General features: G+C 74.5%; 14 protein-coding genes. 13 read left to right on the top strand and 1 reads right to left on the bottom strand.

Translation table 11 applies throughout. The features are described 5' to 3' along the window. The first annotated feature begins 59 nt into the window (after positions 1 to 59). The 10 genes from OG550_RS12265 to OG550_RS12220 all read left to right on the top strand — a co-directional run bounded on the left by OG550_RS12265 (position 60) and on the right by OG550_RS12220 (position 12,804). Entirely contained in the window at positions 60 to 860 is an 801-nt protein-coding gene (locus OG550_RS12265) for a TIGR03936 family radical SAM-associated protein (protein ID WP_327676866.1), read from the top strand. A 396-nt stretch (positions 861 to 1,256) separates the two neighbouring features. Next, on the top strand, positions 1,257 to 4,883 hold the full coding sequence (locus tag OG550_RS12260) for an Rne/Rng family ribonuclease (RefSeq protein WP_327676864.1): 3,627 nt from the start codon (positions 1,257 to 1,259) through the stop codon (positions 4,881 to 4,883). Positions 4,884 to 5,102: 219 nt separating this feature from the next. Next, positions 5,103 to 5,420: a 50S ribosomal protein L21 gene (rplU, locus tag OG550_RS12255; protein ID WP_327676862.1), complete on the top strand. Its 318-nt coding sequence runs from the start codon at positions 5,103 to 5,105 to the stop codon at positions 5,418 to 5,420. Positions 5,421 to 5,432: 12 nt separating this feature from the next. Next, positions 5,433 to 5,690 carry a 50S ribosomal protein L27 gene (rpmA, locus tag OG550_RS12250; RefSeq protein ID WP_327676860.1) on the top strand — a complete coding sequence of 86 codons (258 nt, stop codon included), beginning with the start codon at positions 5,433 to 5,435 and terminating at the stop codon, positions 5,688 to 5,690. Positions 5,691 to 5,803: 113 nt separating this feature from the next. Then, positions 5,804 to 7,282 (top strand): GTPase ObgE, encoded by a 1,479-nt coding sequence (obgE, locus tag OG550_RS12245; RefSeq protein ID WP_327676858.1) that lies wholly within the window; start codon positions 5,804 to 5,806, stop codon positions 7,280 to 7,282. 309 nt (positions 7,283 to 7,591) lie between these two features. Continuing rightward, positions 7,592 to 8,728 carry a glutamate 5-kinase gene (proB, locus tag OG550_RS12240; RefSeq protein WP_327676856.1) on the top strand — a complete coding sequence of 379 codons (1,137 nt, stop codon included), beginning with the start codon at positions 7,592 to 7,594 and terminating at the stop codon, positions 8,726 to 8,728. Between the two features lie 133 nt (positions 8,729 to 8,861). After that, positions 8,862 to 9,386, top strand: a complete 525-nt coding sequence (locus OG550_RS12235) for a hypothetical protein (RefSeq protein ID WP_327676854.1) — start codon at positions 8,862 to 8,864, stop codon at positions 9,384 to 9,386. Between the two features lie 182 nt (positions 9,387 to 9,568). Next, the gene (locus OG550_RS12230) at positions 9,569 to 10,891 is read left to right on the top strand and encodes a glutamate-5-semialdehyde dehydrogenase (RefSeq protein ID WP_327676852.1); all 1,323 of its coding nucleotides are present in this window, start codon (positions 9,569 to 9,571) and stop codon (positions 10,889 to 10,891) included. Positions 10,892 to 11,003: 112 nt separating this feature from the next. Continuing rightward, the gene (locus OG550_RS12225; protein WP_327676850.1) at positions 11,004 to 11,591 is read left to right on the top strand and encodes an SCO2584 family spore wall biosynthesis protein; all 588 of its coding nucleotides are present in this window, start codon (positions 11,004 to 11,006) and stop codon (positions 11,589 to 11,591) included. Positions 11,592 to 11,715: 124 nt separating this feature from the next. Next, the gene (locus OG550_RS12220; RefSeq protein WP_327676848.1) at positions 11,716 to 12,804 is read left to right on the top strand and encodes an SCO2583 family membrane protein; all 1,089 of its coding nucleotides are present in this window, start codon (positions 11,716 to 11,718) and stop codon (positions 12,802 to 12,804) included. A gap of 197 nt (positions 12,805 to 13,001) precedes the next feature. On the opposite strand, the gene OG550_RS12215 is transcribed toward OG550_RS12220, so the two are convergent. Further along, complete coding sequence (locus OG550_RS12215; protein ID WP_327676846.1) at positions 13,002 to 14,075, bottom strand: M48 family metallopeptidase; 1,074 nt, start codon at positions 14,073 to 14,075, stop codon at positions 13,002 to 13,004. A 289-nt stretch (positions 14,076 to 14,364) separates the two neighbouring features. Here OG550_RS12215 and OG550_RS12210 point away from each other — a divergent pair, with 289 nt between their 5' ends. From OG550_RS12210 to nadD, 3 genes are all read left to right on the top strand, one after another. Beyond that, positions 14,365 to 14,511, top strand: a complete 147-nt coding sequence (locus OG550_RS12210) for a hypothetical protein (RefSeq protein ID WP_327676844.1) — start codon at positions 14,365 to 14,367, stop codon at positions 14,509 to 14,511. A gap of 174 nt (positions 14,512 to 14,685) precedes the next feature. Continuing rightward, complete coding sequence (locus OG550_RS12205; RefSeq protein WP_327676842.1) at positions 14,686 to 14,844, top strand: hypothetical protein; 159 nt, start codon at positions 14,686 to 14,688, stop codon at positions 14,842 to 14,844. Positions 14,845 to 15,017: 173 nt separating this feature from the next. After that, positions 15,018 to 15,650 (top strand): nicotinate-nucleotide adenylyltransferase, encoded by a 633-nt coding sequence (nadD, locus tag OG550_RS12200; RefSeq protein WP_327676840.1) that lies wholly within the window; start codon positions 15,018 to 15,020, stop codon positions 15,648 to 15,650. Positions 15,651 to 15,663: the final 13 nt, after the last annotated feature.

Here is a 15,663-nt window from a genome sequence, read left to right as displayed (position 1 = left end):
CTAAGGACTGAGCGACCCTGGCACGCCGTACGCCCGACGGTCCGCCGCCCGCGCCGACGGTGCAGCGGATCCGTCTCCGCTACACCAAGCGCGGCCGGCTCCGCTTCACCAGCCACCGCGACTTCCAGCGCGCCTTCGAGCGCGCCCTGCGCCGGTCGGCGGTGCCGATGGCCTACTCGGCCGGCTTCACCCCGCACCCGAAGGTCTCCTACGCCAACGCCGCGCCGACCGGCGTGGCCAGCGAGGCGGAGTACCTGGAGATCGGGCTCGCCGCAGCGCGCGACCCCGAGGCGCTGCGCGCCCAACTGGACCAGTCGCTGCCCCCCGGTCTGGACGTCATCGACGCGGTCGAGGTCCAGACGCCCAACTTCGTGGAGCGCCTGGAGGCCTCCGAGTGGCAGGTCCGCCTGGACGGTGTCACCCCGGAGGACGCGGCCCGCGCGATCGGGCTGTTCCTGGCCCAGGAGCGGGTCGAGGTCGAACGCCTCACCAAGAACGGCGTGCGGGTCTTCGACGCGCGCGGGGCGGTGGCGGCCCTCGAAATCGCCCCGTCGCAGGTCGACGGCGGTGCGGACACGGACGGCGAAGGGGGCCGCGATGTTCGGACCGGGCGTCCCTGTGCGATACTGCGCCTGGTAGTACGACACGCCACACCCGCCGTACGACCCGACGACGTGTTGTCCGGTCTCCGTGCGACGGCCGACCTGGCGCCGCCGGTCCCCGCAGAGGTGACCAGGCTGGCGCAGGGGCCGCTCGACGAGGGGACCGGCACGGTGACCGACCCGTTGGCGCTCGACCGCGCCGCGGCCCAGGCCGTCCCTCTGACGGCCGGCGAGCCGCGCGCAACCGCGTCCGCCTAGCGGGCGGAGGCCGGGTCCAGTTCGCACTGGGCCCGCTGGTCCTCCAGGCCCCCGCTGCTCCCCAGGGGAGCGAGCGTCGTCGAAGCACAGGCCGGCCTCTTGCGGCCCGCCGACCCCGATGGTCGGTGGGCCCGAGGACCCCGTCCGGGAGCCACCCGGGGTTGGGGGACGGCGCAGCTTGGGAAAACCTCAGAAGACTGGTCAGACCAGAAGACTTTCGACACCCCGCCGAGGGCGGGGCGCCGAGCGAGACTATGAGCCCCTGTGCGGCCTCGCGTCCGCGCGGCGGCACCGTGAAGGTCCCGGCCCGAGCATCATCGCGATGCCGGCCGGCACCACCGGTGCCCCGCCGTGCCAGGATGCGGAGCCCGGGGGCCTGACGGGAGATCCACCCGCATGCTCGATAACACCGATCCGCAGCAGTCTGCGGCAACGGAACAGAACGACACCGCCGTGACCGGTGGCGACGGCGCGTCCGCCGCGCCGCCGCGCCGGCGCCGCCGCGCGGTGTCCCGCCCGGCCGGTACGCCGCAGGGCGCGGCCTCGGCGCCCGCCGAGACGGTCATCCCGGCCGAGGCCGAGGTGAAGCCGGCCGAGACGCCGGCCGCCGCCGAGACGCCCGTCGCCGAACCGGTGGCGGAGAAGCCGGTGCGCGCCCGCCGGACCCGCAAGCGGGCCGAGGCGCCCGCCGGGGCCCCGGAGGCCACCTCCATCGTCGTCACCGCGCCGGACGCCGGTGCGGCGCAGGCGCCCGCCGAGGAGCCGGCCGCGAAGGCCGCCGCGACGGTGGAGACCGCCGCCGAGAAGCCCGCGCGGGCCCGCCGGACCCGCAAGAAGGCCGAGGCCGCTCTGGTCGAGGTGCCGGCCGCCGAGGAGGCGCCCGTCGCCCAGGAGCCCGCCGCCGTCGAGGCCGCCCCGGTCGAGGAGGCGCCCGCCGCACCCGCCCGCCGCGCCCGCCGCCGCCGTGTGGTCGAGGCGACCCCGGTCGTCGAGGCCCCGGTCGAGGAGCCGGTCGCCGAGGAGCCGGTGGCCGAGGAGGAGCCGGTCGTCGAGGAGCCCGCGGCCGAGGAGGCCGCCCCGGCGCCCGCCCCGGTCGTCGAGCCCGAGCCGGTCACCGGCCGGGTGCGCCGCCGCGCGGTCCGCCCGTCCACCGCGATCTTCCAGGCCCCGGTCTTCCAGGAGCCGGCCCCCTACGTCGCCCCGCCCGCGGCGCAGCCCGCCGCGGCGGCCGCCCAGGCCGAGGCCCCGGTCGAGGCCGCCGAGGCGCCGGAGCAGCGCGAGGAGGAGGACGAGTTCGAGTACAGCGGAGTCGGCCGCCGCCGTCGCACCCGCACCCAGGTCCGGGTGCAGGCCCCGTCCCGGCAGCGGAGGGCCGCCGCGGAGAAGCCGGCCGCCGCGAAGCCGGTCGTCGAGCGGCCGGTCGTCGAGAAGCCCGTCGCGGAGAAGCCCGTCGCGGAGAAGCGCGCCGCCGCCGTCGTCGTCGAGCCGGTCGAGGCGCCCGCGGTCGAGGCCCCCGTCACCGGCCCCGAGGCCGAGGACGAGTGGGAGGACGGCCGTCCGTCGCGCCGCCGCCGCCGGGGTGGCCGTCGCCGCCGCCGCGGTGAGGCCGAGGAGACCGAGGCCGAGACCACGGAGGCCGGGAAGGCCGCCGACGAGGCGCTCGCCGCCGCCGAGGACGAGGAGGACGACGAGGACGACCTCGCCGCCGGCCTGTCCTCCTCCCGTCGCCGCCGTCGCCGTCGCCGCCGCAGCGGTGAGGCCGGTGCCGTCGAGGCCCCCGAGACCACCGAGGACGGCGTCCGCACGGTGGTGAAGGTGCGCGAGCCGCGCCGCCGCTCCAGCGAGCCGTCCTTCGACCCGGACGAGGTGCAGTCCATCAAGGGCTCCACCCGTCTGGAGGCCAAGAAGCAGCGCCGCCGTGAGGGCCGCGAGCTGGGCCGCCGCCGGGTGCCGATCATCACCGAGGCCGAGTTCCTGGCCCGCCGCGAGTCGGTCGAGCGCGTCATGGTGGTGCGCCAGAACGGCCAGCGGACCCAGATCGGCGTCCTGGAGGACGGCGTCCTGGTCGAGCACTACGTCAACAAGGAGCAGGCCACCTCGTACGTCGGCAACGTCTACCTGGGCAAGGTCCAGAACGTGCTGCCGTCGATGGAGGCCGCCTTCGTCGACATCGGCAAGGGCCGCAACGCGGTGCTGTACGCCGGTGAGGTCAACTTCGGCGCGCTGGGCGGCCACGGCGGCCCGCGCCGGATCGAGTCGGTGCTGAAGTCCGGCCAGTCCGTGCTGGTGCAGGTCTCCAAGGACCCGATCGGCCACAAGGGCGCCCGTCTGACCAGCCAGATCTCGCTGCCGGGCCGCTACCTGGTGTACGTGCCCGAGGGCTCGATGACCGGCATCTCCCGCAAGCTGCCGGAGAACGAGCGCGCCCGCCTGAAGCAGATCCTCAAGAAGATCGTCCCGGACGACGCGGGCGTCATCGTGCGCACCGCCGCCGAGGGCGCCTCCGAGGAGGAGCTGACCCGCGACGTCCAGCGGCTGCAGCAGCAGTGGGAGGACATCCAGAAGCGGGCCACCAGCGGCAACGCGCCGGCCCTGCTGTACGGCGAGCCGGACATGACCGTCCGGGTCGTCCGCGACATCTTCAACGAGGACTTCACCAAGGTCATCGTCTCCGGCACCGAGGCGTGGAACACCATCCACGACTACGTCTCCAATGTGGCGCCGGACCTCGCCGGCCGGCTCCAGCGGTGGACCTCCGAGGTGGACGTCTTCGCCACCTACCGGATCGACGAGCAGCTGATGAAGGCGCTGGACCGCAAGGTCTGGCTGCCCAGCGGCGGCTCGCTGGTGATCGACCGCACCGAAGCGATGATCGTCATCGACGTCAACACCGGGAAGTTCGTCGGCCAGGGCGGCAACCTGGAGGAGACGGTCACCCGGAACAACATCGAGGCGGCCGAGGAGATCGTGCGCCAGCTGCGGCTGCGCGACCTCGGCGGCATCATCGTGATCGACTTCATCGACATGGTCCTGGAGTCCAACCGGGACCTCGTGCTGCGCCGCCTGCTGGAGTGCCTGGGCCGGGACCGGACCAAGCACCAGGTGGCCGAGGTCACCTCGCTGGGTCTGGTGCAGATGACCCGCAAGCGGGTCGGCCAGGGCCTGCTGGAGTCGTTCTCCGAGCCGTGCGTGCACTGCAACGGCCGCGGCGTGATCGTCCACATGGAGCAGCCGAGCAGCCACTCCCACGGCAACGGCGGCGCCGTCGCCGCCGTGGAGGCGGGCAGCGGCAAGCGCCGCCGCCGGGGCAAGGGCGGTGCGGCCCACGAGGAGCCGCAGGCCGTCGAGGCCGCGGAGGCCCTGGAGGCCGTCGAGGAGTTCGACATCGAGCCCTTCGAGGCCCCGGTGCGCGAGGAGATCGAGGGCCAGCTGGCGATCGAGGTGCCGGGGGCCGAGGCTCCCGCCGAGGCCGAGCCGGTCGCCGAGGCCGCCGCGGAGCCCGTGGTGGAGCCGGCGGCGCAGGCCCCGGCGCCCGCCGCGGCGCCCGCCGGGCGTACCCGCCGCCGTGCGGTGCGCAAGGCGACGGCTCCGGCCGGGGCGCCGGGCGGGGCGGAGATCGTGGTGCTGCAGGCCAAGGCCGAGGCGGCGCTGGAGTCGGCCTTCGCGGCCGCCGAGAAGCCCGCCGAGGAGGCCCCGGTCACCGAGGCCGCCGCGGCCGCCGAGGCCGCCGTCGAGCCGGCGGTGGAGCCGGCCGTCACCGAGGAGGCCGCCGAGGCGGTCGCCCCGGAGGCGCCCGAGGAGACGGCCCCCGAGGGGACCGTGTCCGAGGAGCCCGCCGAGGAGGCGCCGGCGCCGAAGAAGCGGGCCGCCCGCAAGACCGCCGCGAAGAAGACCACCGCCGCCGTCAAGAAGACGACGACGACGGCGGCCAAGAAGACCACCGCCCGCAAGACCGCCACCAAGCGGACGAGCGCGGCGGCCAAGAAGGCGGCGGCCGCCGAGGGTGATACGGCGGCCGAGTAGTGCCCGGCCCGGGACGGACCCCGTCCGTCCCGGGCCCGTACGGGCCGGTTTGCCCCAGGGGCGGCCGGTCCGTATTCTTGAACATCGGCGTGTCTACGCCTTGCTCCCGAGCACATCACCTTCCGGGTCCTCGTCAGAGATGCCCGGGGGAGGCCCCTGTGTCCGTACCCAGGTGGCTGGCATCAGGAGCTCCGACCGAGTTGGGAAAGTGGGTACCGCATGTACGCGATCGTTCGCGCAGGCGGCCGCCAGCACAAGGTCGCCATCGGCGACGTGCTGGAGATCGACCGTATCGAGGCCAAGCCGGGTGACTCGGTGGAGCTCTCCACCATCCTGGTCGTCGACGGTGACGATGTCACCTCCGACCCGTGGGTGCTGGCCGGCGTGAAGGCTCACGCCGAGGTGGTCGACCAGACCAAGGGCGACAAGATCGTCATCCTTCGCTACAAGAACAAGACCGGTTACCGTCGCCGCCAGGGTCACCGCCAGCAGCACACCGCTGTGCGGATCACGAGCATCGACTCCGTCAGCAAGTAAGGGGATAGCGAGATGGCACACAAGAAGGGCGCAAGCTCTACCCGTAACGGCCGTGACTCGAACGCCCAGCGCCTCGGCGTCAAGCGCTTCGGCGGCCAGGTCGTCTCGGCCGGCGAGATCATCGTCCGCCAGCGCGGCACCCACTTCCACCCGGGTGCCGGTGTCGGCCGCGGTGGCGACGACACCCTGTTCGCGCTGACCGCCGGTGCTGTGCAGTTCGGCACCCGCCGCGGCCGCAAGGTCGTCAACATCGTGGCCACCGAGGCCTGAGTCACACCAGACTCACAATGGAGGGTGGGCCGGAATGTTCCGGTCCACCCTCCGTGCTTTACCGCAGGTAGCGACATCGCACCGCAGACTTCTTCGTACTGGAGGCACACCCCATGACCACCTTCGTGGACCGCGTCGAGCTCCACGTCGCCGCGGGTAACGGGGGCCACGGCTGCGCCTCCGTGCACCGGGAGAAGTTCAAGCCGCTCGGCGGCCCGGACGGCGGCAACGGCGGCGAGGGCGGCAGCGTCATCCTCACCGTCGACGCGCAGGTGACCACCCTGCTGGAGTACCACCACTCGCCCAAGCGCAAGGCGACCAACGGCAAGCCCGGTGCCGGCGGCAACCGCACCGGTGCCGACGGGCAGGACCTCGTCCTCTCCGTGCCGGACGGCACCGTCGTGCTCGACCGGCAGGGCAACGTGCTCGCCGACCTGGTCGGCCACGGCACCAGCTTCGTCGCCGCCCAGGGCGGCCGCGGCGGCCTCGGCAACGCGGCCCTCGCCTCGGCGCGCCGCAAGGCCCCCGGCTTCGCGCTGCTCGGCGAGCCCGGTGACGCCCGTGACATCGTCATGGAGCTCAAGTCCGTCGCCGACGTGGCCCTGGTCGGCTACCCGAGCGCCGGCAAGTCCTCGCTGATCTCGGTGCTCTCCGCCGCCAAGCCGAAGATCGCGGACTACCCCTTCACCACCCTGATCCCCAACCTCGGTGTGGTCACCGCCGGCGAGACCGTCTACACCATCGCCGACGTGCCCGGGCTGATCCCCGGCGCCAGCCAGGGCAGGGGCCTCGGCCTGGAGTTCCTGCGGCACGTCGAGCGCTGCTCGGTGCTGGTGCACGTGCTCGACTGCGCCACCCTGGAGCCCGGCCGCGACCCGCTGAGCGACCTGGAGACCATCGAGGCCGAGCTGGCCGAGTACGGCGGTCTGGAGGACCGGCCGCGCCTGGTCGCGCTCAACAAGGTCGACGTGCCGGACGGCCAGGACATCGCCGACCTCACCCGCGCCTCGCTGGAGGAGCGCGGCTACCGGGTCTTCGAGGTCTCCGCGGCCTCCCGCAAGGGTCTGCGCGAGCTGAGCTTCGCGCTGGCCCAGATCGTCGGCGAGGCCCGCGCCGCCAAGCCGATCGAGGAGTCCACCCGGATCGTGCTGCGGCCGGCCGCCGTCGACGACGCGGGCTTCACCATCACCGAGGAGGACGGCGCCTTCCGCATCCGCGGCGTCAAGCCGGAGCGCTGGGTCCGCCAGACCGACTTCTCCAACGACGAGGCCGTCGGCTACCTCGCCGACCGGCTGGCCCGCCTCGGTATCGAGGAGAAGCTCTGGAAGGTCGGCGCCCAGGAGGGCGACACCGTCATCATCGGTCCCGAGGAGAACGCCGTCGTCTTCGACTGGGAGCCGACCCTGGCCGCCGGTGCGGAGATGCTCGGCCGCCGCGGTGAGGACCACCGCTTCGAGAACCCGCGCCCGGCGGTCGACCGCCGCCGCGAGAAGGCGAAGGGCCGGGACGCCGCCGAGTCCGAGTTCCTCGCCTTCGAGGCGCTCTCCAGCGGTCGTCAGGCCGCCGTCGAGGGCGACGACGAGGAAGACTGAGCCGGTACCGGACCGGATGGCCCCCATCGCCCGAACGGGCGGTGGGGGCCTGCTCGTTGACGGGGCGCGGCCGGTGTCGGGGGCGCCCGCGCGGCGGCCCGGGCACCGTCGGTGCCGCCGCCGTTGCCGCAGGCCGCTTCGCCGGCCGTTTCGCCGGCCGGCCGCGGTCCGGCTGCCGACCGGCCGCCGGCTGCCGTCCGGCGGATGGAACGCGCTGCGGACGGTCCGTGGCGATCGCGTAGATTGCGGGGGCGGCGGCCGGGCCCGGTCCCGCCGTGACCGCACCACATCTGAAGGGCGAACAGCGAGATGAGCGAGGACTCCCTGCGGGCGGAGGTGCTGACCGCACGCCGGATCGTCGTCAAGGTCGGCTCCTCCTCACTCACCACGGCGGCCGGCGGCCTCGACGCCGACCGCGTCGACGCCCTCGTCGACGCCATCGCCAAGGTGCGCGCCCGCGACGACGCCCCCGAGGTCGTCCTCGTCTCCTCCGGCGCCATCGCCGCGGGCCTCGCCCCGCTCGGCCTGGAACGCCGCCCCAAGGACCTCGCCCGCCAGCAGGCCGCCGCCAGCGTCGGCCAGGGCCTGCTGGTCGCCCGCTACACCGCCTCCTTCGCCCGCTACGGCATCCGGGTCGGCCAGGTGCTGCTGACCGCCGAGGACGCCAGCCGCCGCGCCCACTACCGCAACGCCTACCGGACCCTCGACCAGCTGCTGGCGATGGGCGCGATGCCGGTCGTCAACGAGAACGACACCGTCGCCACCGCCGAAATCAAGTTCGGTGACAACGACCGGCTGGCCGCCCTGGTCGCCCACCTGGTCCGGGCCGACCTGCTGGTCCTGCTCTCCGACGTGGACGGCCTCTACGACGGCGACCCCAGCCGCCCCGGCACCAGCCGGATCGCCGAGGTGGCCGGCCCGCACGACCTGGACGGCATCGAGATCGGCAGCGCCGGCAAGGCGGGCGTCGGCACCGGCGGCATGGTCACCAAGGTCGAGGCGGCCCGGATCGCCACCGGCGCCGGGATCCCCGTGGTGCTCACCGCCGCCAGCCAGGCCGCCGACGCGCTGTCCGGCCGCCCCACCGGCACCCTCTTCCTGCGCACCGGCAGCCGTTCCTCCGACCGGATGCTCTGGCTGGCCCACGCCAGCAGCCCGCGCGGAGCCCTGCACCTCGACGCCGGTGCCGTCCGCGCCGTCGTGTCCGGCGGAGCCTCCTTGCTTCCTGCCGGTGTCGTCAAGGTGGACGGCGAGTTCGCCGCGGGCGATCCGGTGGACCTTCTTGCCGAAAACGGCCACATCGTGGCGCGCGGACTGGTCAACTTTGATGCGAGGGAGTTGCCCCGCCTGCTCGGCCGGTCCACCCGAGACCTGGCCCAGGAGTTCGGCGCCGCCTACGAGCGGGAGGTCGTCCACCGCGACGACCTGGTCGTCCTGCGCGGCTGACCGGCCGCCGGCCGACGGCGGTCGGCTCCGCACGGGGGCGCGCCCGGCCGCGGGCGAGGAGGGGCGCAGCCGTACGCGTCGGGCCGGGGCCGGCGGGCACGACGACACGACATCGCCGAACAGGAGGCCGCCGGTGGAACGCAGGCGCGAGGCAGCGCTGACCGGAGGGACGGCGGGCCGGCGGCTGACCAGCATCGGCGGCGGCGGGGACGACGCCCCCGCCGGTCCGGCCGGTCCGCAGCCCCAGGGGTCCGGCACGGTGCACCGGCTCCGGCCGGACCGGCGCGAGGAGACCGAGCCGCCCACCGTGCCCGAGCAGGCCAGGCTCTGGCACGTGGTGCTGAGCGTGGCCGGGCAGGTCACCCCGCTCTCCGCGCTGCGGGCCGGACTGGAGCGGCTGGCGCACGACCACTCGTTCTTCCTGACCGCCCGCTACGCCGCCGACCACGCGGAGATCCGGTACTGGGAGCAGGCCCGGGACCTGCACGACGCGGCGGCGATCGCGCTGCGCCTCTGGGGCGAGCACAAGGTGACCGCGAGCCTGCCGCCGTGGGAGATCGTCGGCCTGGAGGTGGTGGACCGGGCGACCTACCACAAGCGGGTGGCCGAGGGCTTCGGCGGTGCGCAGCCGCACCTCGGGGGCGTCCACCCCTACTGAGGTCCTCCGGGGCGGCCGGTCCGGGGCCGGCCGGTGCGGGGCGGCCGGTGCGGAAGGGGGCCGGTCCGCGTGGGTCGGGTCGGCCGGGGCAGGTCCGCCGGGGTCGGGCCGACCGGGCGGGCGGCGTCTCACCGGGCGAAATACCCGGCGGGCGGCGGCCGGCCAGTCGCTACCCTTGGCGCATGAGCAGCGACCCCGCCACCGCCGACAGCCCCGTCCTCGCCGTAGCCCGCCGTGCCCGGGAGGCCGCCGCGGACCTCGCCCCACTGCCGCGCCGGGTGAAGGACGCCGCGCTGCAGGCGATCGCGGACGCCCTGGTGGCCCGCGCCGGCGAGATCACCGCGGCCAACGCCGAGGACGTCGCCCTCGCCCGGGCGGCCGGCACGGCCGAGTCGGTGATCGACCGGCTGACCCTCACCGAGGAGCGGATCGCCGCGATCGCCTCCGACGTCCGCGACGTGGCCGGCCTGCCGGACCCGGTCGGCGAGGTGATCCGCGGCTACACCCTGCCCAACGGCCTGGACGTGCGCCAGGTCCGGGTGCCGCTCGGGGTGGTCGGCATCATCTACGAGGCCCGTCCGAACGTCACCGTGGACGCCGCCGCGCTCTGCCTGAAGTCCGGCAACGCGGTGCTGCTGCGCGGTTCGGCCTCCGCCTACCGGTCCAACACCGCGCTGGTCGCCGTCCTGCGCGACGCCGTCGCCGGGGCGGGGCTGCCCGTCGACGCCGTCCAGCTGGTGCCGGGCGAGAGCCGGGACTCGGTCCGGGAGCTGATGCGCGCCCGCGGCCTGGTCGACGTGCTGATCCCGCGCGGCGGCGCCTCGCTGATCCGCACCGTCGTCGAGGGTTCGACCGTTCCGGTGATCGAGACCGGCACCGGCAACTGCCACGTCTACGTGGACGCGCAGACGGACCTCGCGATGGCCGTCGGGATCCTGCTCAACTCCAAGGCGCAGCGGGTCAGCGTCTGCAACTCGGCGGAGACCCTGCTGGTCCACCAGGACGTCGCCGACGCCTTCCTGCCGCTCGCCCTCGCGGCGCTCGCCGGGGCCGGGGTCACCGTGCACGGCGACGAGGCGGTCCTGAAGGCCGCGGAGGGTTCGGGCGCCACCGTGCTGCCCGCCACCGACGAGGACTGGGGGGCCGAGTACCTCTCCCTCGACCTGGCGGCCGCGGTGGTTCCCTCGCTGGACGCCGCCGTCGCGCACATCCGCCGCTGGTCCTCCGGCCACACCGAGGCGATCGTCACCACCTCGCAGGCCGCCGCCCGGCGGTTCACCCGGTTGGTCGACTCGACCACGGTGGCCGTCAACGCCTCCACCCGGTTCACCGACGGCGGCGAGTTCGGCTTCGGCGCCGAGATCGGCATCTCCACCCAGAAGCTGCACGCCCGCGGCCCGATGGGCCTGCCCGAGCTGACCAGCACCAAGTACATCGTCACTGGTGACGGGCACGTGCGGGGCGAGGCGGCGCAGACCGTGGGCGGCGCGGCCGACGCCGGCTGACCGGCCCCCGGGCGGTCCCCGGAGGCCGCCCGGGCGGGTCCGCGTCACACGGGTGATGGACCAACTGCGAGGAGCCACAGACAAATCCCCCTCCCGGTAATACGCTGAATCCGTGGCTGAGGATGTGGGGGGCTTGCCGTACCCCGACGGCGCCGACCACGGTGGTGCGGACGACGAGTTCGCCACCGTGGTCTTCGATGAGGCCTTCGTGCGGTCCGCCGCCGTGCACGAGCCGACGGCCAAGGAGCGGCAGCTCGCCGCTGCCGAGGCCCGGTTCGAGCCGGACGCGGCCGGTTCGGCCTGGGGCTACGAAGCCCCGGCCGGCGACGGGGTGCCGCTGGAGCTCCGCCCGTACCCGAGCGGACTCGACGACGACCACCGCTACCCCGACCCGTGGACCGGCCCCGGCCGGGCCTCCGGGCGGAAACCGCGCCGCTGGGGCCGGACCGGGTTCGACCCGCTCGGTGCCCGGCGCGGCCGTTACGTCGCCCAGCAGCGCTGGCACCGGCCGGTGGCCTGGGTGCTCGCTGTGATCATGGGCGTGGGCCTGATCGCGATCGCGGTCGCGGCCGTCTACCAGGGCGTGGGCGGTGCCGGTGGCGCCCCCAGGCGGCCCGAGTCCGGCAGCAGCAGCCCGGGGAACGACCCGTCGCCGCCGGCGGCCGAGCCGTCGCTGGTGGTCACCGCGCCCGCGGGCTGAGCCGCCGGCCGGCGGGGCGGCGGACGGGTGCGCCCCGGGGCGGCCGCCACCGGTCACGGAGAGCTTCCGGTGATCTGTGTCAGAGGCCTCGTGGCGGGGCGAGGATGCGGCTTACCCTGGTGTCATGGGTGACCCGCGAGAGCCTCCTGAGGGTGCGCCCGAGGGCGGTTCCGGAAACGATGACGAGTACCGGTCCGTCGTCTTCGACGAGTCGTTCGTCCGGGCTGCCCGGATCCAGGAGCTGTCGGCGCGGGAGCGGCTGGCCGGCGCGTACGGCCGGGCCACCCGGCCCAAGGTCCGGCTCGGTCCGCTGGGCACCGTGCCCCGGCAGGCGCTCGCCCTGCTGCTGGTGATCCTGCTGGCCTTCGCGGCCGCCGTCTACTTCGGCGTCAGCTCGCCGACCCGCCCCACCGCCCGGCCCGAGGGCAGTCAACTGACCGTCAGCCTGGTGGCGTTGAGCCCGGCTTCGGCGGTCCGGGCGGTCGCCGACCCGGCCAGTCCGTTCGCCGGGCTGCCGCCCGGCTACAGCGACGGCGCGATCGGGCTCGGGACACCGGCCGGGAGCGCCACCGGGCACTTCTCGCGGGTCGAGGTGACCAAGGCGCTCGACACCGTCCAGCGCTACCTGGTCGCCTCCTCGCTCGCGCCCGCCACCCTGGTGCAGGGCGCGACCTCCGACGTGCGGGCCTTCGTCACCCCCGGCGAGCAGGCCCAGTTCGACGCCAGCGTGGCCCAGCCGACCGACGACCGGCACCACGCGCTGACCGGCTGGCTGGTCCGCTTCGACCCGGCGCAGGTCGCGCTGGCCGCCGACACCGTGAAGGTCGCGGGTGCGATGCGGATCGACGAGGCGGACACCGGGACGCTGCAGATCACCACCGACCACACCTTCGTCTACGCGCTGAAGGCGGCGGGGGCGCCGAGCGGGGCGCCGGTCACGCTGGAGACCGTGCGGCGGCAGCTGACCTTCGAGTTCGACCGGACCGACCTGGCCTCGGCGCGGCTGCGGCTGGTGGACTCGGTGCTGCAGGCCGGGCCGGCGCCGTGCGACGGCTCGCTGGCCGGCTTCGTCCAGCCGGTACTCGCGGGCGCGGACGGGGCCTCCCCGGCCGCCGGGTCGGCCGCTTCCCCGCCCACCGCGCCGCCGGCCGTCGATCCGGGCAACCACGCGCGGCCCGCGTGGCAGGTGTGCGGGGTGCTGGCGGGGAGCTGAGGCGGGTGTCGGCGGTCGGGCGGGGTCGGGCCGGGGGCTTCGGGTCGGTGCGCCGACGGCCGCGTCCCGGACGGCGGGCCGGTCGGACGGCGGGCGGGCCCGGTGAGCGGGACGGCCCCCGGCGGGTGCCGGGGGCCGTCCCAGGGGCGCGTCGCAGGGGTGCGTCGTACGGCGCGCCCCGCAGGTGGGGGAGCGGCTCAGCTGCCGTCGCCGTTGCTCCCGTTGCCGTTGCTGCCGTTGCTTCCGTTGCGGGAGGCCCCGGTGAAGGTGTCGCGGAGCTTGCCGCCGACGGTGGCCGCGCCGCCCGCGACGTCGCGGATCAGGCCCATCAGCGGGTCCTTGCTCTCCTTCACCGTGGTCGTGTAGTGGTCGGCGGCGGCCTTCCACTGGTCGCCGACCGAGGTCTCGGAGTCGTCGGTGCGGCGCGGGTAGGCGCCGGCCAGGATCGAGCGGTACTCCTCGCCCTCCGCCCACTTCTTCAGCTGGGCGACCCGGACCACCGCGAACGGGTGGCTCTGCGGCAGCACCTGGAGCAGCTTGAGCACGCCGTCGCGCAGGTCCCCGGCCTTCTCGTACTCCTCGGCCTGCTCCAGGAAGGCGTCGACGTTCATCTCGGCCAGGTTGTGGCCGCCGGCCAGCTTCATCAGGGCCCGCATGGACGCCTGGAGGTCCTGCCCGGCCAGCAGGCCGGCCCGGTCGCTGGAGAGCTCGGCCTTGCGGAACCACTCCTTGAGCGCGGTGACGATCGCCATGATCGCCAGGTTGCCGAGCGGCACCCAGGCGATCCGGGCGGCGATGTTGGTGAGGATCAGCAGCATCGTCCGGTAGACCGCGTGCCCGGACATCGCGTGGCCGACCTCGTGGCCGATCACCGAGCGGAGCTCCTCCTCGTCCAGCAGCTCCACCAGGCCGCTGGTGACCACGATGATCGGCGTGTCGATGCCGATGCAGAACGCGTTGACCGCCGGGTCCTGGGTGACGTACAGGTCCGGGACCTGCTCCAGGTCGAGCACGTAGGCGGCGTCGCGGACCATCCCGTGTAGTTCGGGGAACTGACGCTCCGAGGTCTTCACGGCGGTGGCCAGGAACATCAGCCGGATCGAGCGCTCGGACACCAGGCCGGCGAGCTTCCTCAGCACGTCGTCGAAGCCGGTCAGCTTGCGCAGCGCGACCAGCGCCGAGCGGTCCGCCGGGTGCTCCCAGGCCCGGGTGGAGATCTCCGGGAAGCGCTGGCGGCGACGGCTCGGGGTCTTCGCGGTCGTGTCGGTCATGTGTGAGTACCTCCTGGTCGACGGCGGCCCCGGCCGTTGGCCGGCCCCCGCTGGTCTTCGCCTGCAACGACTGTCTCTGCAACGTCCGCGGTTGCGTACTCGTCCCCGCGGACACCCTACGTGGGCCCGTCACGGCCTCCCGGGCGCTCTGGAGGGCGGCCGTCCGGCGACGCGGGCCGGGCGGTGAGGGGGCGGTGGGCGGCGCAGGTGTGAGCCCGGTCTACCCTGAATGTCCGGGAGGGCCGGGCCGGACCCGGCCGCCGCACCGAGCAGTCCGAGGAGCCCCCAGATGTCCACCGAAGCCCTTGTCAGCCTGGCCGCCCCGATCTCGGGGGAGGACGGGCCCGGGCTCTTCCTGCGGATCATCGTGGTGGCCTCGTTCGTCGGCGTCGGCCTGCTCGCCTGGCTCCTGCTGCGGGCCGGCCGCAAGAGCTGACCGGCTCCCGGGGGAGCGGGCGGCCGGCCCCGTGCGGGCACCGGGCTCACGGCGGTTCAGACGCGGTGGGCCGCCGAGCGGTTGCGGTGTAACCCCCCGTACGATGACAGGTGGGCCCTCACCGGCCCGACACACCTCCTGCCCGCCACCCGAGCCGAGAAGGTCCCGCCGACCATGAGCACTGCCGCCGCACTCCCCGTCCTGAACCTCCTCGCGAACGAGGGCGAGGGGGGCAACCACGACAGCCTCAACCCGTACCTGACGGGTGGCGCCGCGCTGTTCGTCCTTCTGCTGCTGCTCTTCGTGACCACCCGGTTCAACAAGGACCGCTAGGCCCTCTCCTTCGGAAGAGGAGAGGACCAGGGCCCTCTCCTCCGGCCGCCCCGACGGGCCGGCCGGTCCCGGGAGCGTCCGGCGAGCCGCCGGCCGCTCCCGTGCGCGTGCCCGGGAATCCCGCCACCCGGGCGTTCCCGCACCGTAACGGGCGTCGCGTAAGGTGTGGCGCCATGGGAGAGCAGACCGGGAACCCCGGCGGGCCGGCGCCGGAGAAGAGGCGCCTCGGTGTGATGGGTGGAACCTTCGACCCGATCCACCACGGACACCTCGTCGCCGCCAGTGAGGTCGCCAGCGCGTTCCACCTGGACGAGGTGATCTTCGTGCCGACCGGACAGCCCTGGCAGAAGACCGACCGCCACGTCACCCCGGCCGAGGACCGCTACCTGATGACGGTCATCGCCACCGCGGAGAACCCGCAGTTCTCGGTCAGTCGGATCGACATCGACCGCGAGGGCCCGACGTACACCGTCGACACCCTGCGCGACCTGCGCGCGCTGCACCCCGACGCCGACCTCTTCTTCATCACCGGCGCCGACGCGCTCGCCCAGATCCTCTCCTGGCGGGACTCCGAGGAGCTCTTCTCGCTCGCCCACTTCATCGGCTGCACCCGGCCGGGGCACACTCTGTCGGACGCCGGGCTTCCGGTGGGCGGGGTCTCCCTGGTGGAGGTCCCGGCGCTGGCCATCTCCTCCACGGACTGCCGCAACCGGGTCGCCAAGGGCGAACCGGTCTGGTACCTCGTCCCGGACGGCGTGGTCCGCTACATCGACAAGCGGGCGCTCTACGCGCCGCACCGGACCTGATCCCGGAGGGGCC

Origin of the sequence: Kitasatospora sp. NBC_00458, from assembly GCF_036013975.1 — a bacterium.
Lineage (GTDB): Bacteria > Actinomycetota > Actinomycetes > Streptomycetales > Streptomycetaceae > Kitasatospora.
The sequence above is the reverse complement of the archived record's forward strand: the minus strand, read 5'-3'. Positions and strand labels throughout refer to the sequence as shown.

Excerpts from the sequence above, each read along its gene's own strand:
- OG550_RS12260 (WP_327676864.1), top strand. The coding sequence starts at position 1,257 with ATGCTCGATAACACCGATCCGCAGCAGTCTGCGGCAACGGAACAGAAC.
- rplU (WP_327676862.1), top strand. The coding sequence starts at position 5,103 with ATGTACGCGATCGTTCGCGCAGGCGGCCGCCAGCACAAGGTCGCCATC.
- rpmA (WP_327676860.1), top strand. The coding sequence starts at position 5,433 with ATGGCACACAAGAAGGGCGCAAGCTCTACCCGTAACGGCCGTGACTCG.
- obgE (WP_327676858.1), top strand. The coding sequence starts at position 5,804 with ATGACCACCTTCGTGGACCGCGTCGAGCTCCACGTCGCCGCGGGTAAC.
- proB (WP_327676856.1), top strand. The coding sequence starts at position 7,592 with ATGAGCGAGGACTCCCTGCGGGCGGAGGTGCTGACCGCACGCCGGATC.
- OG550_RS12230 (WP_327676852.1), top strand. The coding sequence starts at position 9,569 with ATGAGCAGCGACCCCGCCACCGCCGACAGCCCCGTCCTCGCCGTAGCC.
- OG550_RS12220 (WP_327676848.1), top strand. The coding sequence starts at position 11,716 with ATGGGTGACCCGCGAGAGCCTCCTGAGGGTGCGCCCGAGGGCGGTTCC.
- OG550_RS12215 (WP_327676846.1), bottom strand. The coding sequence starts at position 14,075 with ATGACCGACACGACCGCGAAGACCCCGAGCCGTCGCCGCCAGCGCTTC.
- OG550_RS12210 (WP_327676844.1), top strand. The coding sequence starts at position 14,365 with ATGTCCACCGAAGCCCTTGTCAGCCTGGCCGCCCCGATCTCGGGGGAG.
- OG550_RS12205 (WP_327676842.1), top strand. The coding sequence starts at position 14,686 with ATGAGCACTGCCGCCGCACTCCCCGTCCTGAACCTCCTCGCGAACGAG.
- nadD (WP_327676840.1), top strand. The coding sequence starts at position 15,018 with ATGGGAGAGCAGACCGGGAACCCCGGCGGGCCGGCGCCGGAGAAGAGG.